Raw genomic sequence first — 20,587 nt, forward strand, 5'->3', positions numbered from 1 at the left:
TATATACAAATGATATTTGTGATTTTTATTTAGATTTGATTGTGGTTTTGTGAGGAGATATGCATGACAGATGTACTTACACCAGAACAACGGCGAAGAAATATGCAGAATATTCACTCTAAAGATACAGCGATTGAAGTGCAACTAAGGAAAGCGTTGTGGAATAAAGGGTATAGATATCGAAAAAATTATAAGAATCTTCCTGGAAAACCTGATATTGTTTTAACGAAATATAAAATTGCCATTTTTTGTGACGGGGAATTTTTTCATGGTAAAGATTGGGAAGTTTTAAAACCACGTTTGGAAAAAGGAAAGAACGGGGACTTTTGGATTAGTAAAATATCTAAAAACCGAAAGCACGATGATGAGGTTAACAAGAAGCTTTTATTTATGGGATGGACTGTGATTCGATTCTGGGGGAATGACATAAAAAAATATACAAACGAATGTATTAAAGTAATAGAAGAAACAATATTTGAAGTTAAAATGGCAGAAGAAATTTTATAACAAAGATGGAGGTGTTAAGATTGCAGGACGATAAAATTCCGAAAATATTTATATCATATTCATGGAGTCGTGATACACTTGTGATGGATCTTGCCAATAGATTGGTTTCTCATGGAGTGGATGTTGTTCTCGATAAATGGGATTTGAAAGAGGGCAATGATAAATATAAATTTATGGAAAGATGTGTTGATGATCCTAGTATTACAAAAGTACTTATAATTTGCGATAAAGCATATGCACAAAAAGCAAATGACCGTACTGGAGGGGTAGGAGATGAAACAGTAATTATTTCCAGTGAAGTGTATGGAAATGCAAGACAGGAAAAGTTTATCCCGATCATTGCAGAGAGAGACGAAGAAGGAAAGGAATACGTGCCAACTTATATAAAAACTAGAATATATATTGACCTTTCTGATCCGGAAAAATATGAAGAGGAATATGAGAAACTTCTTCGAAATATATATGAAAAACCTCAATTTGTGAAGCCTCGATTGGGAAAGAAACCAGAATGGTTAGAAGAGGAAAAGACCAATTTTTTTCCTGTAAAGGATTTGATCCGTCAGATCCGGGGAAGTAATACACCAGTAAAAAGGAGAAATTGTATAGCGAGATTTCAGGAGGCTTATATTGAAGCATTGAAGTCTTATTATATATGTGGAGTGAAGCCAGAAGAAGTTTTCAATAATTTTTTAAATACGAAACCGTTACGTGATATATATTTGGATTTTGTAGAAGCCGTTGCTGAAACAGAGGATAACTATGCGGAGGTATTGGCAGAAGCATTCGAATATTTATATAATAAGTTGTCTTGCATAAAAACATTTGATCCTCAGGCAAATTCTGCTTATGGGGATGATTTGGATGTATATAAAACTCTTTTGTGGGAATTGTTTATTTGTGTTATTGCCTATTTACGGCATGTTAAAGATTATGCAGCTATAAATGTATTAATAACATATACATACTTTTTGGAGAATAATCTTTTTGGTGGAGCGATTAAGCAAGCTAATTACACGACATTCAGACATCATAGTGTTGTTATCGAAGATCGTTATAAACCAATGTCTGAAATGAAAAATAAATACACTTTGGTGGGAGATGTAATTTGTAACCAAAGAGAAAAACTTCCAATATATACGGCAGAAGCAATTGCAGAAGCTGATCTATTTTTGTATCAGGTTTGCAATGCATATGATTTGGTTGAAAATGAACAAGCATGGTATAGGACTTGCTGGTTTCCAACATGTTATGTTTATGTGCAGAACGAAAGGTTAGAATGGGAAAAAATGAAGTCTCGTAGATATTGTGAAAAAATGAAAGTACTATTTGGAGTGGATTGTATCGAGAAATTGAAAGAAAAAATAAGTAAATGTGTATATGATTCTCAAATGGGATATTCAGATGGATGGGGAGCTGCACCGGTTATATTAAATTGTATTAAAATTGAGGATATTGGAACTTTAAGTTGATATACATTATAAAGTGAGGGATTAAATGTCAGAAATTACAAAAAAAGAAGAGGGAATATTTTTAATGCTTTTTAACAGGAATGGTTATGTCCTAAATTTCTCCACAGCGGATTTTGATGTTTTTACAACAAATAGTATTGGTGTTGCGTTGTGTAATAAATATGGTCTTTCGAAGGGAAAATCCTTAATTGCATATTTGAATAGTGCTACATATAATGAAAGAGAAAAATTGCTGTTAGATTTATTTCATTATTATGAAGACAATATGCAACATGAATATGATAAAGACTATGAGGATTTCTCTTGCTATAACAGATATGATGAGCGTTATGCAAGAATTTATCAGAAATGTAAAGGTATTGTAGAAAAAATAGAGAGTACTTCTTCAGTTATAACTCAAACAGCGGATAATTTGAAAAGGAAGTTTTCAAGTGAATATATGACCCAACAAATTGAGCTAATGGTATCTATGCAAGCAACAAATCCTACAAATGCTATAGGTATAGCGAAAGAATTAATTGAAAGTTGTTGCAAGACAATTTTAGAAGAGATGGGAATTCCATGGAGCAAGACAGATGATGTTCCACAGCTTACAAATAAAACATTGGATGCATTAAATTTATTACCGTCAAATATACAATCAACAGATCAAGGAGCAGATGCGATAAAAGCCATATTAGGAAATTTGAGGTCTATTCCATCAAAACTGGCAGAAATAAGGAATCCTTTTGGAAGTGGGCATGGAAAAAGTGCATCTTTTAAGGGGCTTGAGGAAAGACATGCAAAACTGGCAGTTGGTAGTAGTATTACATTTGTTGACTTTGTTTGGAGTACATATGAAAATCAAAAGCAAACAGGGCAAAAAATAATTTAAATGATAAATCCACCTACAGTTAGATGCAAATTACGCTTAAACGGAACGCCAGTTCCGCTACTGCGGAACGGCTATTCCATTTTTAACGGTACGAAGTACCGCTAGATTACATCATTCTGTTTCACGCATATTTATACCGTTCATCTCCAGACGATACGTATGGTGCTTATCCGTGATTCGTGTAAGACACGCATCGGCGTAGGTGTTATCGGCAAACATATCAAACCATGTACTGACTGGAAACTGTGAGATGACTACAGTTGATTTCCTTCCATCCCTGGTGTCAAGGACTTCAAAAAGATCCCGGCATTTATCAAGATCGAGATCCATAAGGCCAAAATCATCGATCACAAGAAGATCCAGCTTGGTCAGCTTATTCAGGTAATCCAGATTTGTGGATTTGATACGTGCCTGTTCCATTTCGCTCATAAGAGTGTTCGCTTTTATATACTTTACACTCTTAGACTGCTTCATTGCAGTTACACAAAAAGCATTGATTAGATAAGTTTTTCCACTGGCGGAAGATCCTGTTACAATGAGATTCTTTCCTTCCTCTATCCAATGGCAGGTACTCAGTCGCTCTATTGTCTGGGTATCAAGCTGACGTTCTGGACGGTAAATAGTTTCGTCAAGATCCGCCGCCGGGTATCGCAGATGTGCTTCTTTCATCAGACGATTAAAGCGTTTATCTGCCCGTGCCTGCCACTCTGCATCAATCATTGATGCTATGCGTTCCATAAAAGTGTTCAGATCTGCATTGGGATCTTTCAACTGTTCTTCCAGGATATGTGCCATTTCTGGAACACGGAAACTCTTCAGACGCATGATCAGAGCCTGTTCCTGAGGTGTTAATGTAATGTCATGGGATGAACTCATTTGTATGCCTCCTTTCCACGGATGTTTGTATGGGAAGGAAGTTTTCCGGTTCCGTTTATAGCACTACTGGAATGATTATTCTGAACCATGCTAAGTACTTTCTTGAAATAAGAATACTTGCAAGCATTGGCTTCTACGCATTTCTCAGCAGCCTCCTGAACCAGCCTGTGAGGAACATCTTTACAGGAATGGAGTACACCGGCACAGCTGTTGTATGCCTGTTCCTCATGCTTGGAACTGCGGAGTATCCTGTCAATAAGAGTTACCATAGATTCTCCATAAACAGATGCCCATCGTCTGTAATAAGCTCCGTCATGTGCATTCACTTCTTTGTAATACAGGTGTTCTGGAGGCATGTGATTGTCATCTGTAATGTAAAGAGGAAAATCACGGTAAGATCTTGGATGGCGGCAGATCAGCCGGTTATACTCATCACAGATCCGTATCTCCGTCATTGTAGCCTTAAGAATTGCAGGCTTCCCTTTATAGGTATACAATACAGAATAGTAGTGGGCATCATACTCAAGGTGGTAATTATCTGGAACTTTAAGAAAGTATTTATAATCACAAAGTGTATAACTTTCGCCTGGAAGCTGGTTCATACGCGGTTTGTCGTACTTTTCAAATCCATTCATGCGGGATTTCCGAATGTCAGATTTTTTCTGGAAAGGACGCTGGTTGATGTCCGCTACGATCTTTTTGACCGCAGCATTCAGAGCTTCCAGAGAGATATAAGTATCTTTCTTTAACTCTTCTACCAGATGCGTCTCCAAGAAACGCACATGATTTTCAACTGTTGGTTTGCCTTTCGGTTTCCTTGGTGGCGGCGGCAGAACGATCGTATCATAAAAAGTTTCCAGATCTGAAAAAGCTGACTGCAGCACAAGTTCATCTTTACTATGCCTGGTAACAGCTGTTCTTAGATTGTCCGGGACAAGATATTTAGGAACTGCCCCATAATAAGACAGTGCATGTACTGTACCGGTAATAAAATGTGGAAGTTTTTCATCCGGAAAGATCTCTGCATAAACAAGGCTGCTAAAACCAAGTGTAGTTGTAAAAATGTGAACTTTCCGAAGTTCGCCAGTTGTTGTGTCCAATAGCAGTTCCGGCTGGTCGCCTACCCAGTCAATATACATCTTTTCACCAGGGATCCGTTCCACAGGCATAGATGTTTTTGAAGTACCATAAGCATCTACCATAAAATCACGATACAGCTTATAAAACTGAGCGAGCTGGTAACCGTTGGGATGCTCTTTTTTATAATCAATCCATAGAAAACTCAAGTCAGCATGTTTTCCCATTTGGATCATCTGCTCATGTATTTTTTCAAAATCAGGCAGTGGAATATCCTTATGTCGAAGGTTTTCTTTTGGATAGATGAGATCAACCACCTTTGAGGCTGGCATTTGCCGAAGATTATCCAATGATAAGCCTGAATCTTTGTAGCGGTTCATGATTAATGCAATCCCGCTCCGTTCGATCCGGTAACGTTTTTGTACAGAGTCATAACTGACTTTACTGAGCCGAAGTTCTATGACTCCAAGAATAGTATTGTAGTCGTGCATAATAGTTTCTCCTTTGCACTGTGATGAATAATAGTTACATCACAATAATAAAGGAAAAACGTACCGCTTTGAGCAGAAAACGCGTACCGCTAAATCAGAATGAATGTACCGCCGATTTCAGAATAGGCGTACCGTTCGAGCAGAATTTGCACCCAAAACTTATCCTTTGTATCGCAAAGTAAAGTGCGGTACTTGTGGAAGAGCAATGTCGTACAAAACATATTCCTTCCGTGGTGAGAATTATAAGTATTTTGGATGTCCACATGCTAAAGAGCAGGTTGGAGAAGACGGATGCTGCAAGAGGTATGTTATTGAAGATGAACTGAGTGCAGTTGTTTGGTTTGTGGTAAGGCAGCTGCTCGATATGACGGATGCATTTAAGATGAAGCTGGACAAGCAGAATAATGTCAGCAGACAGGATAATTTGCTTCTGGCTGAAAAGCTTGCCAGACTGCAGCAAGATAAGGAAAAATGTGAGTCGGACAGATTTGCAAATGTGGATCAGTTTATGGCAGGTCAGCTAGATAAGGATGTGTACCAGAGAAGAAGAGCAGACCTTGGCAGACTTGCTGAAAAGATTGAAGCTGATATAGCAGAATTGGAGCAGAAGCTTAAGGCAGCGGAAACTGTGAAGGATGACAGCTTATCTCAGACACTTAGTGTGATGAAGAAGTATTCCGGAGCGGATGAACTGACACAGGCAATGGTGCAGGAACTGATTGCGAAGGTTGTTGTAACGGATCCAGAGCATGTGGAGATTGTTTGGAAATTCAAGGATGAAGTGAGAAAATTCATAGGGATTTAAGACGGGAGCCGGTTGGATGATGAGTCTGACTGGCTTCTTTTTTGATTGAAAAATTAAGGATTTTGATGTACTATAAATTATATGAAAAAGATAACCGATAGTAATTATGAGGACGGCTACTATGGTAAGAAATAATATCGAACTGGATGTAAAGACAAAGTGTATAGAGCAGGGCAAGACTCAGGTGCAGATTGCAGAGGATATTGATACCACAAAAGCCTACGTGAACCGTATCATCAAAAGGACTGATGGTGTTGTGAATAAGACCTTTGTGCAGATGATGGAATCACTTGGATATGATATCGAGATTATGTATGTGAAGCGGGAAGGGTAATATGCGAAAAAAACATGTCCTATTATAGAAAATAATAAGAAAGGACTATTTTGAAATGGATGATGAAGTGATTTATATAACACTGGACGATATCGAGGTTGTTGATACATCAGAATATAGTGGTGAAATTGTTGAACAGTTTTCAACAGTTCCAGATGTGGCAAAGCCACTATTGAAGGATGCAAAAGCTACATTCAAGAAAATTGAGCAGATGCTATACTCGGCTCCAGCAATTGTGAATTTGGTAAAAGCAAATATTCCAGATGTTACTCTTCAGGCGGTTCTTACGGATGAACAAAAACAGCAGATTGCCAAAGGTGCGCTGAAATTAATGACAAAAAAGGATGGATCACTTATGGCCAACCTTGTTAATCCAGAGACTAAGAAAATTGTAGCAACTATACCATTAAAAAATGTAAAGATGGCTCCGGAAGTTACACAAGCAATGACAAATTATGCCACTCAAATGCAGATGGCTCAGATTGCAGAGCAGATACAGATTGTTCAACTTGCTGTAGAAGAAGTCCGTATGGGACAAGAATATGACCGTCTTGCTACTGCGTATAGCTGCCAACAGAAATTACTTCAGGCTATGGAAATAAAGAATCCTGAACTTAGAGCAATGGCCTTGATACAAATTGCTTCAGATGCGGAGGATAGCAGAAATCTTTTAATGCTTAGTCAAAAGACAAATGTTGGATTTATTACGGATCAGCCTGAATCTTTCTTTGGGAAAATTATTGGTGGAGCAACACCCGAGAAAATTAATTCTAGGATGAATGAAATTCGAGAAAGCTTATGTGCCGTAAATATGGTATCTCTTGCAGAAGCTATTGCATATCAGGAACTTGGAGAAGATTCAGCTGCAAGAAGAAGTTTAGCTTATTATGGAGAGTTTGTTCAGAAGACTTATCTTGCGGTTCCTGGACTTGTAGAGAGATTAGATCTAATTGACCCATCTCCAGAGAATTATTGGTCAAGGACATTGCCAGATATTGAAAAGAGAATTCAGGCATTGCCATGTAATCAAGAACAGAATCTAATTGAAGAAGGAGCAGAAGATGATGGATAAGAAGTGTAAAAACAAGAAGTGTCAAAGACCTTTACCGGAAGGATATAAACATAAGTATTGTGAAAATTGTAGAAATGAACAGGCGCAAAAGGCTAAGAACTTCGGAAAAGGAGCATTGTGTGTTGTTGCCACTGCAGGAAGTATAGCACTTGCAATTATCACTAAAGGAAAAATTGATCCAAAGGGTAAGATATAAGAGGGAGCAGTTATGGATGTATGTTTAAGGGCATATCAGCGTGAATGTATAGAAAATATATTTAATAAAATAGAGTCTGGCGCAAAGAGAATTAGCGTTGCCATGACAGTTGGTTTAGGAAAAAGCATAACGTCCATATTTTTGGCAGATGAAATTATAAAACGTTATTCTGAGAGCTGTATGATAGTGTTTCGCTATCGAGCGAATTGTGAGCAGACAAAAGTCGAAATAGCAAAATTAGGTAAATCTAATAAAATATATTGTGTAACAATTAATGAATTTTTACATGATCAAAATCAAAAATATAAGTATTGTCTGCTTCATGATTTAGCTGTATATGATAGAAAACAAATCTCTAATAAAATCAAAAATAGCAACGTAGTCACGGTTTCGTTTTTCGAACCAGGACAAGAGATTGTTGAGAAAAATCAAGTGGTTGACTCTATGCAGGCCAAGAGACTAATGGCATATGCAGAGCGCATCACACCCGTTGTTTGCGTATATGAGACAAAAGACCTACTTGATATCAGAGACATTAGATATGCTGATGAAACAGAAACATCTTTCATAAAGAATGAAATTTCTGTTGTATCTGATTGGTTGACTACGGAACGTGTTAAAGCAGAAGAAGAGCGAAATGAGACTCAGAATAGGGTAAATAGGCTTCAAGCATATATGAAAGCTTTTAAGCAGATGCGAGATCAGCAGACTATTAAAACCCAGGCCGCGGAAATAGAAAGGCTAAAAGCCTTATTGCAGGCGGATGAGCGAGACAAGAAAATCGAGGATTTGGAGGCACGTGAGAAAGAGTATCAAGAACAGTTAATTGAAAAAGATTCTCGTATCGCACAACAGGATCAAATGATTTCATTTATGAAAACAGCTTTTAGTAGTATTGGAATATCTCATGAGGTGATTGAACAATCATTTGAGCAGATACAAAAGATTCGAGAATCATTAGTTGAGGAACTTAAAAGCACTGACGAAGATGTAAAGGAAATTGCATTAAAGAAACTTCAAGATAAAGTTGCAGAAATTGTTGGAGAACTTACCAGAAACGTTATAGCTGTTTCGGATAATATATACTATAAAGAATATCTTGTGGGGGAATTAACCCAAGAAGTATGGGATAAACTTGATGAGAAGAGTAAAACTTTTCTAATAACAGCAAAGAGCAATTACGACAGTATGATAAAGATGCCAGACAAGAATTCTATGGATTATTCTGGGGTATGTCTTTTAGTTACAAAAGCACTGGAAGTGGAAACAACAAAACGATTCTTTGATAAATATAAAGATTTCTTGAATAGAAAATATATAGGGGTGTCTCAGTGGCCTCATGTTTTAAGACAGAGAGTACACGGGCAAGTTACTGATGAAATAATACCAGATGGAGAGTTTACTCTTGGCTCTGTGGTTCCAATAGTAGGATATAAAAGAGATTATGATAATGATGGTAATATAATTGGTTATTCAAGAGGGCATAACGGAACAAGGCTAGATTTCTTAGATTATGCAACACGTAGTTTGTTTAAGTCATCAGATAGACGCAATGCCGAACGTGAGATAGAAAAAGATTATCACTTTATAGAAAAAGTGCGTTTGGATTATAGAAATCCGTCTGCCCATAGAGACAAATTGACAATTACATCTGCCAAAAACTGCATAGAGTATGTTATTGATGTGCAACACATGTTAAAAGAAATGCTTGGAACAATGAAGATATAGAGAATAGGGTGGTAAGTATACTCGGGAAATGTGGTATAAATTGATGATGGTTTCTTTAAATCATGAATATGCTGAGTTGTTAGATGAAATATTAACGTGAGGGGATAATTTTTTCTGCCATCTAAAATATGGCAGAAAAATCTTTTAGACCTATCTTGACATACACTGATGAGGCTCACCACAGTTCTAACAATATTTACACCAAGGTCATTAATTATTTCAATCCGAAACTGTTTTTGGGTATGACTGCGACACCGGATAAAAGAGATGATAATCAGGAAGGCAAAAATATATATGAGATTTTCCATTATCAAATCGCTCATGAAATCCGTCTACAGCAGGCAATGGAAGATAATCTTCTTTGTCCGTTTCATTATTTTGGTATCATTGAGGTTATTTCCCTGGATGATAAAACATTGCAGGCTGCGAAGTTGACAGATGAGGAATTCAATCAGCTTACCAGTGATGAGAGAGTGAGGCATGTGATCGAACAGTCGGAATATTATGGCTACAGTGGCGATCGTGTAAGGGGACTTATTTTTTGCAGTCGTGTTAAGGAGTGTGAAGAATTATCAAGAAAGTTTAATGCTCTGGGATACCGTACAATTGCTCTTAGTGGTGCTGATAATGAAGAAAAACGGCAGGAAGCATTCGAGAGACTGGCAATGGATGAAGCAGATGCAACGGAAGAAATGCAGCCCTTGGATTATATTTTTTCGCGAGATATATTAAATGAAGGTGTGGATATCGTTGAGGTGAATCAAGTCATTATGCTTAGACCAACGCAGTCTCCCATTGTATTTATTCAGCAGTTGGGACGAGGACTTAGAAAGGCACCAGGGAAAGAATATGTTGTTATTTTGGATTTTATTGGAAATTATAATAATAACTTTATGATTCCGGTAGCTTTATCAGGAGACCGTTCTTATAACGCTGATGTAATCCGTAAATATGTAATCAGTGGAAATAGTACAATACCAGGGGCTTCAACTGTTCATTTTGATGAGATTTCCAAAGATAAGATATTTAAGTCCATCGATAAAATCAAAGGGATGAAAACTCTGATCAAAGAAAGCTATGTTTCTCTGAAGAATCGGTTAGGACGGGTTCCACTTCTGTATGATTTCTATGAAAATCAGGAAATTGATCCACTGGTAATTGTTAGAGAATATAAAACATATTATGCCTTTATGCAGGCAATGGAAAAGGATAAATACAAGAATAGTCTAAGCGAACAGGAGAAATTAACACTGGAGTATTTGTCCAAAACGATTCTCTCAGGAGTACGCCCTGATGAGCTTGCAATATTAAGTCAATTGCTTTACAGAGATCATATAGGGGTTGCAGATTTTATAAAAGAATATCAAAAGACCTATGGAATTAAAATCAGTACATCACAGGTAAATGAAGCAATTCAGGTGCTGCAAGGACATTTCGTGAGTAAAGAAGCAGAATATCAGAAATTTCGCCAGATTGATATTCTGGAAAATGATCAATCAGGAATGATCCGAAGACTGCAAAGTTATACAGAAAGACTTGCGCATATTCAGTTCTACACACAGGTGGAAGATACTATAAAAGTCGGTATTGCCAGATATAAGGATAAGTATTTTCCGGGGCGAATTGTGGATAGTCCGTTTGTATTATACGAAAAATATTCCAGAAGAGATGTAAGCCTTCTTATGAACTGTGGCAAGGATTTGTCCTCTATTATGTATGGTATGAAAAGAATTGAAGATGATGTTTTCATTTTTATTACATATCACAAAGAAGAAAGTCAGGATGAAAAAAACTATGTAGATGGAAAACCTGATTATGCGGATGCTTTTGCGGATGATCTGATTTTTAAGTGGGACTCTCAGATTGGGAAAGGCTTGGATAGTTCATATATGAAAGATGTACTTGAAGCTGAAAGAAAGCACTTGCTTGTGAAAAAGTCAGATGCGGAAACAAGCTTTTATTACATGGGACAATTCACTGTGGTGGAAGCCAGAAATGCCCGGAAAGAAGATAATCGCGGACGTATGCAACCGATCACGAAAGTAACGATGAAAATGCAGCATCCGGTGAGAGAAGATTTATTACGGTATTTACAGTCAAATATTACAGCATAAATGATTTGAGGTACGAAACAAATGAAGACAATAAAAGTAGTTGCAGCAGTTATCTGTGACAATATGAAAGAAAAGAATAAAATTTTTGCAACGGCTCGTGGTTACGGTGAGCCGAAAGGTGGCTGGGAGTTTCCTGGAGGAAAAATCGAAGCAGGTGGAACACCTCAGGAAGCATTAAAGCGAGAAATCATGGAAGAACTGGATACAGAAATTAAGGTAGGGGGTTTGATTGACACTATAGAGTATGACTATCCCACTTTTCACCTTTTCATGGACTGCTTCTGGGCAGAGGTCACAGCCGGTCACCTGGAACTGAAAGAAGCGGAAGCCGCAAAATGGCTTACGAAGGATCAACTGGACAGCGTTGCCTGGCTACCGGCAGATGTCACTTTGATAGAGAAAATTCGAAGGAACATGGAGAACTGATTTTTAACATTATTTTCAGAGGAATTGCTATGATATACACAGTAAAACGAATTGATGAAGACCTGGACTTCGGTTGTGAAGAGCGACCGAAAGGAATGCCAGTCATGGCAATAGTGACGCTTACGAATTCTTCAGACGAAGAAATAAAGATAAAAGCAGAGGATGCTATGCTCTATGAATGTAACATCAATGAAGGGGACAAGGTTTGCTTTGATGCAAATAACAAGTTGGAAAAAGTAAAATAAAAATTGTAGAAGAACCAGAGAATATATTTGGATAAAGAAAACCAATGGTTTTGACTGTTATCAGTCTGCACCATTGGTTTTTTGGTTCAGCTAATTTCTGAACAGTAGTGGTTGTCGGGATTTTTGCACAGCCATTTGGTGTAAACTGATAACATTAGAAAAAGAAACCAAGGGGGACTGGCAGATGAAAGGTTGTGACACAAGCAACGGATATATGGGATATGTAGAAGGCAGATACATTTTATTTGCCAGTGAACAGGAATATTTCGAGTTTATGGAAGATTGAGAAGGAGGAAGGAACATGAGCAAGGTCTATTTCACATTGACAGGAACAAAGCACTATTTCGGAAAAGAATTTCTAAAAAAAGGAACGAAGATCTGCTTAGAAAAAGAACCAGACAATGAGTATGACAAGGAAGCAATTAAAGTAACTTACGAAGGTCTGGGAAAGATTGGATATGTGGCAAATAGCTCTTATACAGTAATCGGTGATTCCATGAGTGCCGGAAGAATTTATGACAAAATTGGAAAGAAGGCAAAAGTAAAAGTAGTGCTTGTCACAAATCACGGAACAATCTGCAGCATCAGTAAAAAGAGCCTTCTGGATAACCAAAAGAAGGTTAAGAAATCGGAAGTGGAAATTGAAGAATAAGGAATCCTGAGGGAGGAAAATCATGTTTGGATTTGATAAGATGTTTGATTTTAACAGAGATGGAAAATTGGATAGCTGGGAACGTGCTGCACAGTTTCAGTTCATGGACGAAATGATGAAGAACAATGAAAAAAATATATTTGATGACGATGATAAGAGCGATATTTTTGCGGATGCCGGGTTGGATTATGATGAGTTAGACGCGCAAATTTTTTACCCAAAGGAAAACATATGTTTATTTTTAGCGCTATATGTGCTAAAATATATCCATGGGTAGTAGAAAAAACAACAGAATCTGAGAAAATAGTTATCAGGGAAAAATAAAAATGCAGATAATATCCAGTTATGGTGTAGAATTACGAGAACAGAATATCCCGATCCGCCAGACACTGGAGATCTACCGTTCTGCTGTCAGCTATCTGATTGGGATTTATGTGCAGGTATGGGAAGAATTAGCAGAAATCCCGGATGCAAAGAGGCGTTTTAATGCTGCAGAACATCTGGTACATACTACGAAGAAAAACCATGCCTGTTTTGATTTTGATATCCGGTTCCCAAAGATGCCTTCCTATCTGCGCAGATCTGCCATCCGGCATGCACTGGGGACAGTATCCTCTTATAAAACACGGCTGGATCTATGGGAAAAGACCGACGGAAAGAGCGGGAAACCAAAGCTTGTATATGAAAATCACGCCATGCCGGTCTTCTACCGTGATGTCCTGTATCGTGAAGGCGCGGAAGGGAAAGACGAAGCATACCTGAAACTCTATGATGGTCATGACTGGAAATGGTCCTGTGTACGTCTGGATCATACGGATATGGAATATCTGAGAAAATGCTGGTCAGGGAAAAAGGCATCTGCCCCGACTCTGGAAAAGAGACACCGGAAATACTTTTTGCGTTTTTCCTATACAGAAGAAGTAACACTTACCAAAACACCTGTGAAAGAACAGATCATCTGCAGTGTGGACTTAGGGATCAATACCGATGCAGTCTGTACCATCATGCGGGCAGACGGAACTGTCCTGGGAAGAAAATTTATCGATCATCCCAGTGAAAAAGACCGGATGTACCGTACATTGGGACGGATCCGCAGATTCCAGAGGGAACATGGTTCTGCGCAGACACAGGGAAGATGGGCATATACGAAACGTCTGAATACAGAACTGGGCAAAAAGATTGCAGGTGCGATTGTAAGATATGCGGAAGAAAACCATGCAGATGTGATCGTGTTCGAGTATCTGGAGATGCAGGGGAAGATATCGGGAAAGAAAAAGCAGAAACTGCACCTGTGGAGAAAAAGAGATATCCAGAAGTGTTGTGAACATCAGGCACACAGGAAAGGGATGCGGGTATCCAGAATCTGTGCATGGAATACCAGCAGACTGGCTTATGATGGTTCCGGGGTGGTAACACGTGACTGGGAAAATCATAGCCTCTGTACTTTCCAGACAGGAAAACGATATCATTGTGACCTGTCAGCATCCTGTAATATAGGGGCGAGATACTTTATAAGGGAACTTTTAAAACCCCTTCCGGCAACGGAAAGGTCTTTACTGGAGGCAAAAGTCCCTTCTGTAAAGCGTAGAACCTCATGTGTCTATGCAGATCTGAGGAAACTCCATTCAGAAATGGAATTTTTAAAAGCAGCATAGATACAGGCAGATATACAGCGGACTACCTGTAATGTGGGAACCAGCCATATCCGGCATGGGAAATACGCATAACTGCGCACCTAAGTTACAGGCGTATCCGCCGATATTCAGTCTGGCGCCTAAAGCGTCTGGAAGCACGTGACTTCAGTCATGTGAGGTTCACAAGAGAATAAAACAGGATAAGAAACATCCAGGTGTTTTGATCAAACTTCGTAAGTCGGTAGATATTGCGTATTTTGTCAGAGATAAGGTAATAACGATGAATGAGCTTGAAGGATTCAGTGAGGATCTGATTGATGCTGTAAAATTAATCTTGAGCCGATGAGAAAGATTTCCGGTCAGGATAAATAAGAATTAGAAATTAAATACAGGAGAAAATAAATGGTAAAGCAAATTGTAAGAGACATTTTCTTTTTAGGTCAGCCATCCAAGCCAGCTGCAAAAGCAGATATCCAGATTGGGAAGGATCTGCAGGACACACTGCAGGCGAACCGGGAACGGTGCGTTGGTATGGCTGCAAATATGATTGGTGTAAGGAAGAATATCATCATTGTGAATATGGGATTTATAGATGTTGTTATGTTTAACCCGGTGATTGTTTCAAAGCATGATATGTATGAGACAGAAGAAGGCTGTCTGTCCCTGGATGGTGTTCGTAAGACGACCAGATACCAGGAAATTGAAGTAGAGTATTATGACTTCAACTGGAAAAAACAGCGCCAGAAACTGTCTGGATGGACGGCGCAGATCTGCCAGCATGAGATTGATCATTTGTTCGGAAAAATTATATAACCAAAGTGGATTGCGAGGTGACGGATATGCTGAAAAATGTATTGATCGTGGTGGATGATATAGAAAAATCCATAAAGTTTTATAGGGACGTATTTGGACTGCAAGTGATTCTTAAGAATGAAGGTAATGTGATCTTATCGGAGGGACTTGTTTTGCAGGATGCCGGTCTATGGGGGAAGACGCTGGATGAGACTTCTACGCCATTCAATAACATGATGGAACTGTATTTCGAGGAATTTGATATAGATGGATTGATTGCAAAATATGAATCTGGTAAGTATTCCGTTCGATATGCCACAGAATTGACAGAACTTGCAGGTGGCCAGAAACTTGTAAGGCTGTATGATCCCAGTGGTAATCTCATTGAGGTTCGCACTCCATTCAGGTATAATTAAAGTAGGAGAAAATATGCAGATTTTTGTTGATGCAGATGCCTGTCCGGTAGTCGGTATTGTTGAAAGAGCTGCAAAAGAGCACAATCTTCCGGTAACGTTGTTGTGTGATGCCAATCATGTGTTATCATCTGATTACAGTGAAGTGATCGTAGTTGGAGCCGGAGCAGATGCAGTGGATTATAAACTGATCAGCATTTGTCATAAAGGCGATGTTGTTGTATCGCAGGATTATGGAGTGGCGGCAATGGCTCTTGGAAAGGGCGCATATGCGATTCATCAATCCGGGAAATGGTATACCAATGAGAATATTGACCAGATGCTTATGGAGCGGCATCTGAATAAGAAGGCACGAAGGGCATCCGGAAAGAATCACTTAAAAGGACCACGAAAACGAACAGCAGAAGATGATGAGCATTTCAGAGCGTCTTTTGAAAAAATGATACATATGGCAATGGATAAGGAGAAATAATCACAAACGGAACACAGGAGAATTGGGAGGTGCAGAATGACGGAAAAGGAAAGAACCTATATTGCAATCGATCTTAAGTCATTCTATGCGTCTGTGGAATGTAAAGAGCGAAATAGAGATCCTTTGAGGACTAATCTTGTGGTTGCGGATAAAAGCAGAACAGAAAAAACTATCTGTCTTGCGGTATCTCCAGCTTTAAAGTGTTATGGGATACCCGGAAGGGCTCGTTTATTTGAGGTTGTTCAAAAAGTAAAAGAAGCCAACAGCGCTCGCAGGTGGAAAGCACCGAACAGAACATTTATTGGTTCTTCTGATGACAGTACAGAATTAGATACCAATCCTGCACTGGAGATTGATTATATTGTTGCGCCTCCCCGGATGGCTCTTTATCTGGAATACAGCACCAGAATTTACAGCATTTATCTGAAATATATTGCACCGGAAGATATTTTCCCGTATTCGATTGACGAAGTATTTATGGATGTAACGGATTATCTGCATACTTATAATATGACAGCAAGGGAACTTGCAATGACCATGATACAGGATGTGCTGAAAACGACAGGTATAACGGCAACTGCCGGAATTGGAACGAATATGTATCTGTGTAAGATTGCGATGGATATCGTGGCGAAGCACATTAAAGCAGATAAAGATGGTGTACGAATTGCAGAACTGGATGAAATGTCATACCGAAGGAAACTCTGGAGCCACAGACCTCTTACTGATTTCTGGAGAGTCGGAAAGGGATATGCAAAGAAGTTGGAAGAATATGGCCTTTATACGATGGGTGATATTGCCAGATGTTCCATCGGAAAAGAGAATGAATTATATAACGAAGATCTGCTATATAAACTGTTTGGCGTTAATGCAGAGCTGCTGATCGATCATGCCTGGGGATATGAGCCCTGTACAATGAAAATGGTCAAGGCTTACAAACCGGAAACGAACAGTGTTTGTTCCGGGCAGGTACTTCATTGTCCTTATGACTTTGAAAAAGCAAAATTAGTCGTCAAAGAGATGACGGACCAGATGGTTTTGGATTTGGTGGATAAGAAGCTTGTCACAGATCAGATCGTGCTGACAGTTGGTTATGATATTGAGAATCTGAACAATGCCGACAGGAAAAAGCAGTATCATGGAGAGGTTACGATCGACCGTTATGGAAGAAGAATTCCGAAACACGCACATGGAACGACCAATCTGAAACGGCAGACTTCCTCAACAAAACTGATAACGGATGCAGTAATAGAACTATATGACGGGATTGTTGACAGAAACCTGCTTATCAGAAGAATTAATATCACAGCGAACAGGCTTGTGGATGAAAGCTCTGTAGAGAGAGAAGAATTGTATGAGCAGCTGGATCTTTTTACGGATTATGAGGCACAAAGGAAAAAGCAGGAAGAGGAAGAGGATGCGTTGGATCGTGAGAAACGTATGCAGGAGGCAATGCTCAGTATCAAGAAGAAATTTGGAAAAAACGCTGTACTGAAGGGAATGAATCTTCAGGAAGGTGCAACCGCCAGGGACAGAAATGAACAAATTGGCGGACATAAGGCGTAAAGGAGTTGGAAAAGGATGAAAAATAATTCTTATGAAGATATCATCAATTTGCCACATCCAGTCTCTAAGAATCATCCGCAAATGCCACTTCGGGATCGGGCAGCACAATTTGCTCCTTTTGCGGCTCTGACCGGGCATGATGCTGCGATAAAAGAAACAGCAAGATTAACCGATGAAAGATTGGAACTGAGCGAGGAAGTGATTGCTCAGCTGAATGAAAAAATCAATATAATCAGAAATAATATCGGTATAGAACAGAATGTATCGATAACTTATTTTATTCCCGATGCAAAAAAAGCCGGCGGATCCTATGTTACGTATTCTGGTATTGTAAAAAAGGTAGATGAATATGAGCATACCATGATCATGACAGATCAAACGGTCATTCCAATCGAACAGATAAGTGATATTAAATGTGAAGAGTGGTAAATGCGAAAAATGTTTCACTGGGAAAAGTGAAAACAGAAAAAATTATTCTGAAAAGTCAGAAAAAACCTTTTCTATTATCGTATTACATGGTATACTGAATACCGAAATGAATGATATGCAAAATAGGATTTTATGCGTCAAGTGTTCGGTGAATGGGGAGTTGTCACTGAAACGAAAAGTGCGTCTTACGGTATATTATCCGCACCCGTTGCAAACAATATAAGAGGATATCTCATATTGTGTTAGGGAATGTTTTCGACATACATTCTATCACAATTGGAGATATCCTTTTTAACCGAATCAAGTAAGTCCCCTGCTTCAATTGCGAAAAGCAATAAGCAGTGGGTGGGGACTTGCTTGTATCAGGAGGAGTGCAAGCTCCTTCTGATAAACTGCGGAGCAGCTATTCGGTTATGAGCAAGTAGCAAAGCGGATTGCGAATATCCGCTTGACTTTGGTCAAAAGGATAATCTCCATTTCAAAAATACAAAGGAGGTTATTTTTTAATGGTTGACAAAGCGAAAATTGAGCAGGCAGTCCGTCTGCTTCTGGAAGGTATCGGTGAAGATATCACACGGGAAGGTCTGATTGATACTCCTGACAGGATTGCCCGCATGTGTGAAGAAATTTACGGAGGTCTTGGTCATGAAGCGGACCAGCATCTGTTAAAGCAGTTTCCTGTAGAAAATAATGAAATCGTGTTGGAAAAAGACATCACATTTTACTCCATGTGTGAGCATCATCTGATGCCTTTTTATGGAAAAGCTCATCTTGCATACATCCCCAACGGCAAAGTTACCGGTTTGAGCAAACTGGCACGTACAGTAGAGGTTTATTCCAGAAGACCACAGATCCAGGAACGGCTTACCGTTCAGATCGCAGATGCTTTGGAGCGTACTCTGGATCCAAAAGGAATTATGGTAATGCTGGAAGCGGAACATACCTGTATGACCATGCGCGGAATAAAAAAACCAGGTAGCAAAACGATCACTACTGTAACCCGTGGTGCGTTTACAGAAGATAAGGAACTGCAGAAAATGTTCCTTTCTATGGTAAAAGGATGAATAACAATTTTTCAGATATGGATCGTGTCAATCAGATCTGGAGGCACCTGGTTTATCAGGAACATTATAAAAAAATACAGGAACTTGAGAGTGAACGGATCTTCTGCCGTCATACCCCTGAACATTTTCTGGATGTTGCACGGTTGATGTACATTTATGCACTGGAGGAACATCTGGAGCTGCCCAAAGAGCTTATCTATGCAGCAGCACTTCTTCATGATATCGGACGTGCACAGCAATATCAGTACAACATTCCCCATGATATTGCAGGAGTAGAAATCGCACGGGAAATTCTGACAGATCTGCACTTTACAGAACAGGAAAAAGAACTGATTCTGTCTTCCATTGGACATCACCGAAAAGGAGATTCCCGCAGTACGCTGGCAGCACTTCTTTATAAAGCGGATAAGCAGTCCAGAAATTGTTTTTTATGTTCCGCTGCTTCTGAATGCTATTGGTCTGATGATAAAAAAAATATGAAAATTGAATACTGATCTTCTTCATAAGCATAAAAGAAAGGATGGGCTCTGCTCATGAAAATTGGAAACCGTTTTTTTGATACTAAGAATCATACTTACATAATGGGAATTCTAAATGTTACCCCTGATTCCTTTTCTGACGGTGGCAAATGGAATCATATGGATGAAGCTTTGAAACATACAGAGGCAATGATTGCTGATGGTGCAGATATTATTGATATCGGAGGCGAATCTACACGTCCCGGTCATACACCTGTCAGTGCTGATGAGGAAGCGCAGAGAGTTCTTCCTGTTATTGAAGCGGTCAAAAAACATTTTGACATTCCTGTTTCTGTAGATACTTTTAAGAGCAGTGTTGCTGAAAGCTCTATCCAGGCAGGAGCTGACCTGGTTAACGATATCTGGGGATTAAAATATGATCCGAAAATGGCAGCTGTGATCGCAAAATATGATGTGGCCTGTTGTCTGATGCACAACAAATCTAATACAGAATATCAAAACTTTCTCATTGATATGCTCGCCGAAACACAGGAATGTGTCAATCTTGCAAGACAGGCTGGCATTAAAGATGAAAAAATCATGCTTGACCCGGGAATTGGTTTTGGAAAAACATTTGAAATGAATCTGGAAGCAATGAATCACCTGGAGCTTTTTCAGAATCTGGGATTTCCGGTTCTCCTTGGTACATCACGCAAATCCATGATTGGACTGGCGTTGGATCTTCCTGTAGATCAGCGCATGGAGGGGACTTTGGCTACCAGTGTAATTGGCGTAATGAAGGGATGCTCTTTTGTTCGTGTCCACGATGTTAAAGAAAACAAGCGTGTGATCCAGATGACAGAAGCAATCCTGGGACGCAGATAAATTACTGG

The 20,587-nt window shown here is 39.1% G+C and carries 24 protein-coding genes and 1 riboswitch; of the genes, 22 read left to right on the forward strand and 2 right to left on the reverse strand.

Annotated features, from left to right (window positions below):
* The first annotated feature begins 63 nt into the window (after nt 1-63).
* From NQ550_RS07040 to NQ550_RS07050, 3 genes are read left to right on the forward strand one after another with little or no spacing between them, the layout of a single operon-like run.
* Complete coding sequence (locus NQ550_RS07040; RefSeq protein ID WP_025580757.1) at nt 64-507, forward strand: very short patch repair endonuclease; 444 nt, start codon at nt 64-66, stop codon at nt 505-507.
* Between the two features lie 5 nt (nt 508-512).
* The gene (locus NQ550_RS07045) at nt 513-1,976 is read left to right on the forward strand and encodes a toll/interleukin-1 receptor domain-containing protein (protein WP_259839620.1); all 1,464 of its coding nucleotides are present in this window, start codon (nt 513-515) and stop codon (nt 1,974-1,976) included.
* Between the two features lie 25 nt (nt 1,977-2,001).
* Complete coding sequence (locus NQ550_RS07050) at nt 2,002-2,850, forward strand: abortive infection family protein (RefSeq protein ID WP_044996828.1); 849 nt, start codon at nt 2,002-2,004, stop codon at nt 2,848-2,850.
* A 111-nt stretch (nt 2,851-2,961) separates the two neighbouring features.
* Here NQ550_RS07050 and NQ550_RS07055 read toward each other — a convergent pair whose 3' ends face one another.
* A complete protein-coding gene (locus tag NQ550_RS07055) occupies nt 2,962-3,726 on the reverse strand; it encodes an ATP-binding protein (protein ID WP_055057942.1) in 765 nt (254 codons plus the stop codon).
* Complete coding sequence (locus NQ550_RS07060) at nt 3,723-5,294, reverse strand: Mu transposase domain-containing protein (protein WP_259839624.1); 1,572 nt, start codon at nt 5,292-5,294, stop codon at nt 3,723-3,725. The genes NQ550_RS07055 and NQ550_RS07060 overlap by 4 nt, the downstream gene beginning before the upstream one ends.
* Before the next feature lie 205 nt (nt 5,295-5,499).
* On the opposite strand from NQ550_RS07060, the gene NQ550_RS07065 reads away from it, so the two are divergent.
* The 19 genes from NQ550_RS07065 (at nt 5,500) to folP (ending at nt 20,579) form a co-directional block, all read left to right on the forward strand.
* Nucleotides 5,500-6,099: a DUF4368 domain-containing protein gene (locus NQ550_RS07065; RefSeq protein WP_025581061.1), complete on the forward strand. Its 600-nt coding sequence runs from the start codon at nt 5,500-5,502 to the stop codon at nt 6,097-6,099.
* A 121-nt stretch (nt 6,100-6,220) separates the two neighbouring features.
* Nucleotides 6,221-6,433, forward strand: coding sequence for a helix-turn-helix domain-containing protein (locus tag NQ550_RS07070; RefSeq protein WP_025581062.1), 213 nt, complete (start codon nt 6,221-6,223; stop codon nt 6,431-6,433).
* Between the two features lie 55 nt (nt 6,434-6,488).
* Entirely contained in the window at nt 6,489-7,505 is a 1,017-nt protein-coding gene (locus NQ550_RS07075) for a hypothetical protein (RefSeq protein WP_025581063.1), read from the forward strand.
* The gene (locus NQ550_RS07080; protein WP_029677280.1) at nt 7,495-7,701 is read left to right on the forward strand and encodes a hypothetical protein; all 207 of its coding nucleotides are present in this window, start codon (nt 7,495-7,497) and stop codon (nt 7,699-7,701) included. Before NQ550_RS07075 ends, NQ550_RS07080 begins: the two co-directional genes overlap by 11 nt.
* Nucleotides 7,702-7,713: 12 nt before the next feature.
* Nucleotides 7,714-9,429, forward strand: coding sequence for a DEAD/DEAH box helicase family protein (locus tag NQ550_RS07085; RefSeq protein WP_025581065.1), 1,716 nt, complete (start codon nt 7,714-7,716; stop codon nt 9,427-9,429).
* 155 nt (nt 9,430-9,584) lie between these two features.
* A complete protein-coding gene (locus NQ550_RS07090; RefSeq protein ID WP_259839630.1) occupies nt 9,585-11,543 on the forward strand; it encodes a DUF3427 domain-containing protein in 1,959 nt (652 codons plus the stop codon).
* Nucleotides 11,544-11,564: 21 nt separating this feature from the next.
* On the forward strand, nt 11,565-11,969 hold the full coding sequence (locus NQ550_RS07095) for a (deoxy)nucleoside triphosphate pyrophosphohydrolase (protein ID WP_025581067.1): 405 nt from the start codon (nt 11,565-11,567) through the stop codon (nt 11,967-11,969).
* A gap of 29 nt (nt 11,970-11,998) precedes the next feature.
* Nucleotides 11,999-12,214: a hypothetical protein gene (locus NQ550_RS07100; RefSeq protein WP_025581068.1), complete on the forward strand. Its 216-nt coding sequence runs from the start codon at nt 11,999-12,001 to the stop codon at nt 12,212-12,214.
* 301 nt (nt 12,215-12,515) lie between these two features.
* Nucleotides 12,516-12,866 carry an HIRAN domain-containing protein gene (locus tag NQ550_RS07105; protein WP_025581069.1) on the forward strand — a complete coding sequence of 117 codons (351 nt, stop codon included), beginning with the start codon at nt 12,516-12,518 and terminating at the stop codon, nt 12,864-12,866.
* Nucleotides 12,867-12,888: 22 nt separating this feature from the next.
* Complete coding sequence (locus NQ550_RS07110) at nt 12,889-13,143, forward strand: hypothetical protein (RefSeq protein WP_025581070.1); 255 nt, start codon at nt 12,889-12,891, stop codon at nt 13,141-13,143.
* Nucleotides 13,144-13,192: 49 nt separating this feature from the next.
* Nucleotides 13,193-14,521, forward strand: coding sequence for an IS200/IS605 family accessory protein TnpB-related protein (locus tag NQ550_RS07115; RefSeq protein ID WP_259839632.1), 1,329 nt, complete (start codon nt 13,193-13,195; stop codon nt 14,519-14,521).
* A gap of 381 nt (nt 14,522-14,902) precedes the next feature.
* Nucleotides 14,903-15,313 carry a peptide deformylase gene (locus tag NQ550_RS07120; protein ID WP_025580970.1) on the forward strand — a complete coding sequence of 137 codons (411 nt, stop codon included), beginning with the start codon at nt 14,903-14,905 and terminating at the stop codon, nt 15,311-15,313.
* A gap of 26 nt (nt 15,314-15,339) precedes the next feature.
* Nucleotides 15,340-15,708, forward strand: coding sequence for a VOC family protein (locus tag NQ550_RS07125; RefSeq protein ID WP_025580971.1), 369 nt, complete (start codon nt 15,340-15,342; stop codon nt 15,706-15,708).
* Nucleotides 15,709-15,721: 13 nt separating this feature from the next.
* Nucleotides 15,722-16,177 carry a YaiI/YqxD family protein gene (locus NQ550_RS07130; protein ID WP_025580972.1) on the forward strand — a complete coding sequence of 152 codons (456 nt, stop codon included), beginning with the start codon at nt 15,722-15,724 and terminating at the stop codon, nt 16,175-16,177.
* Between the two features lie 36 nt (nt 16,178-16,213).
* Nucleotides 16,214-17,743, forward strand: a complete 1,530-nt coding sequence (locus tag NQ550_RS07135) for a Y-family DNA polymerase (protein ID WP_025580973.1) — start codon at nt 16,214-16,216, stop codon at nt 17,741-17,743.
* Nucleotides 17,744-17,758: 15 nt separating this feature from the next.
* Complete coding sequence (locus tag NQ550_RS07140) at nt 17,759-18,172, forward strand: hypothetical protein (protein ID WP_025580974.1); 414 nt, start codon at nt 17,759-17,761, stop codon at nt 18,170-18,172.
* 116 nt (nt 18,173-18,288) lie between these two features.
* Nucleotides 18,289-18,385: riboswitch (THF riboswitch) on the forward strand.
* Between the two features lie 293 nt (nt 18,386-18,678).
* Nucleotides 18,679-19,236 carry a GTP cyclohydrolase I FolE gene (gene folE / locus NQ550_RS07145; protein ID WP_022381439.1) on the forward strand — a complete coding sequence of 186 codons (558 nt, stop codon included), beginning with the start codon at nt 18,679-18,681 and terminating at the stop codon, nt 19,234-19,236.
* On the forward strand, nt 19,233-19,730 hold the full coding sequence (locus NQ550_RS07150; RefSeq protein ID WP_242833693.1) for an HD domain-containing protein: 498 nt from the start codon (nt 19,233-19,235) through the stop codon (nt 19,728-19,730). The genes folE and NQ550_RS07150 overlap by 4 nt, the downstream gene beginning before the upstream one ends.
* Before the next feature lie 39 nt (nt 19,731-19,769).
* Nucleotides 19,770-20,579: a dihydropteroate synthase gene (folP, locus tag NQ550_RS07155; RefSeq protein ID WP_025580976.1), complete on the forward strand. Its 810-nt coding sequence runs from the start codon at nt 19,770-19,772 to the stop codon at nt 20,577-20,579.
* Nucleotides 20,580-20,587: the final 8 nt, after the last annotated feature.

The organism is Blautia wexlerae DSM 19850 (assembly GCF_025148125.1).
GTDB lineage: Bacteria > Bacillota > Clostridia > Lachnospirales > Lachnospiraceae > Blautia_A > Blautia_A wexlerae.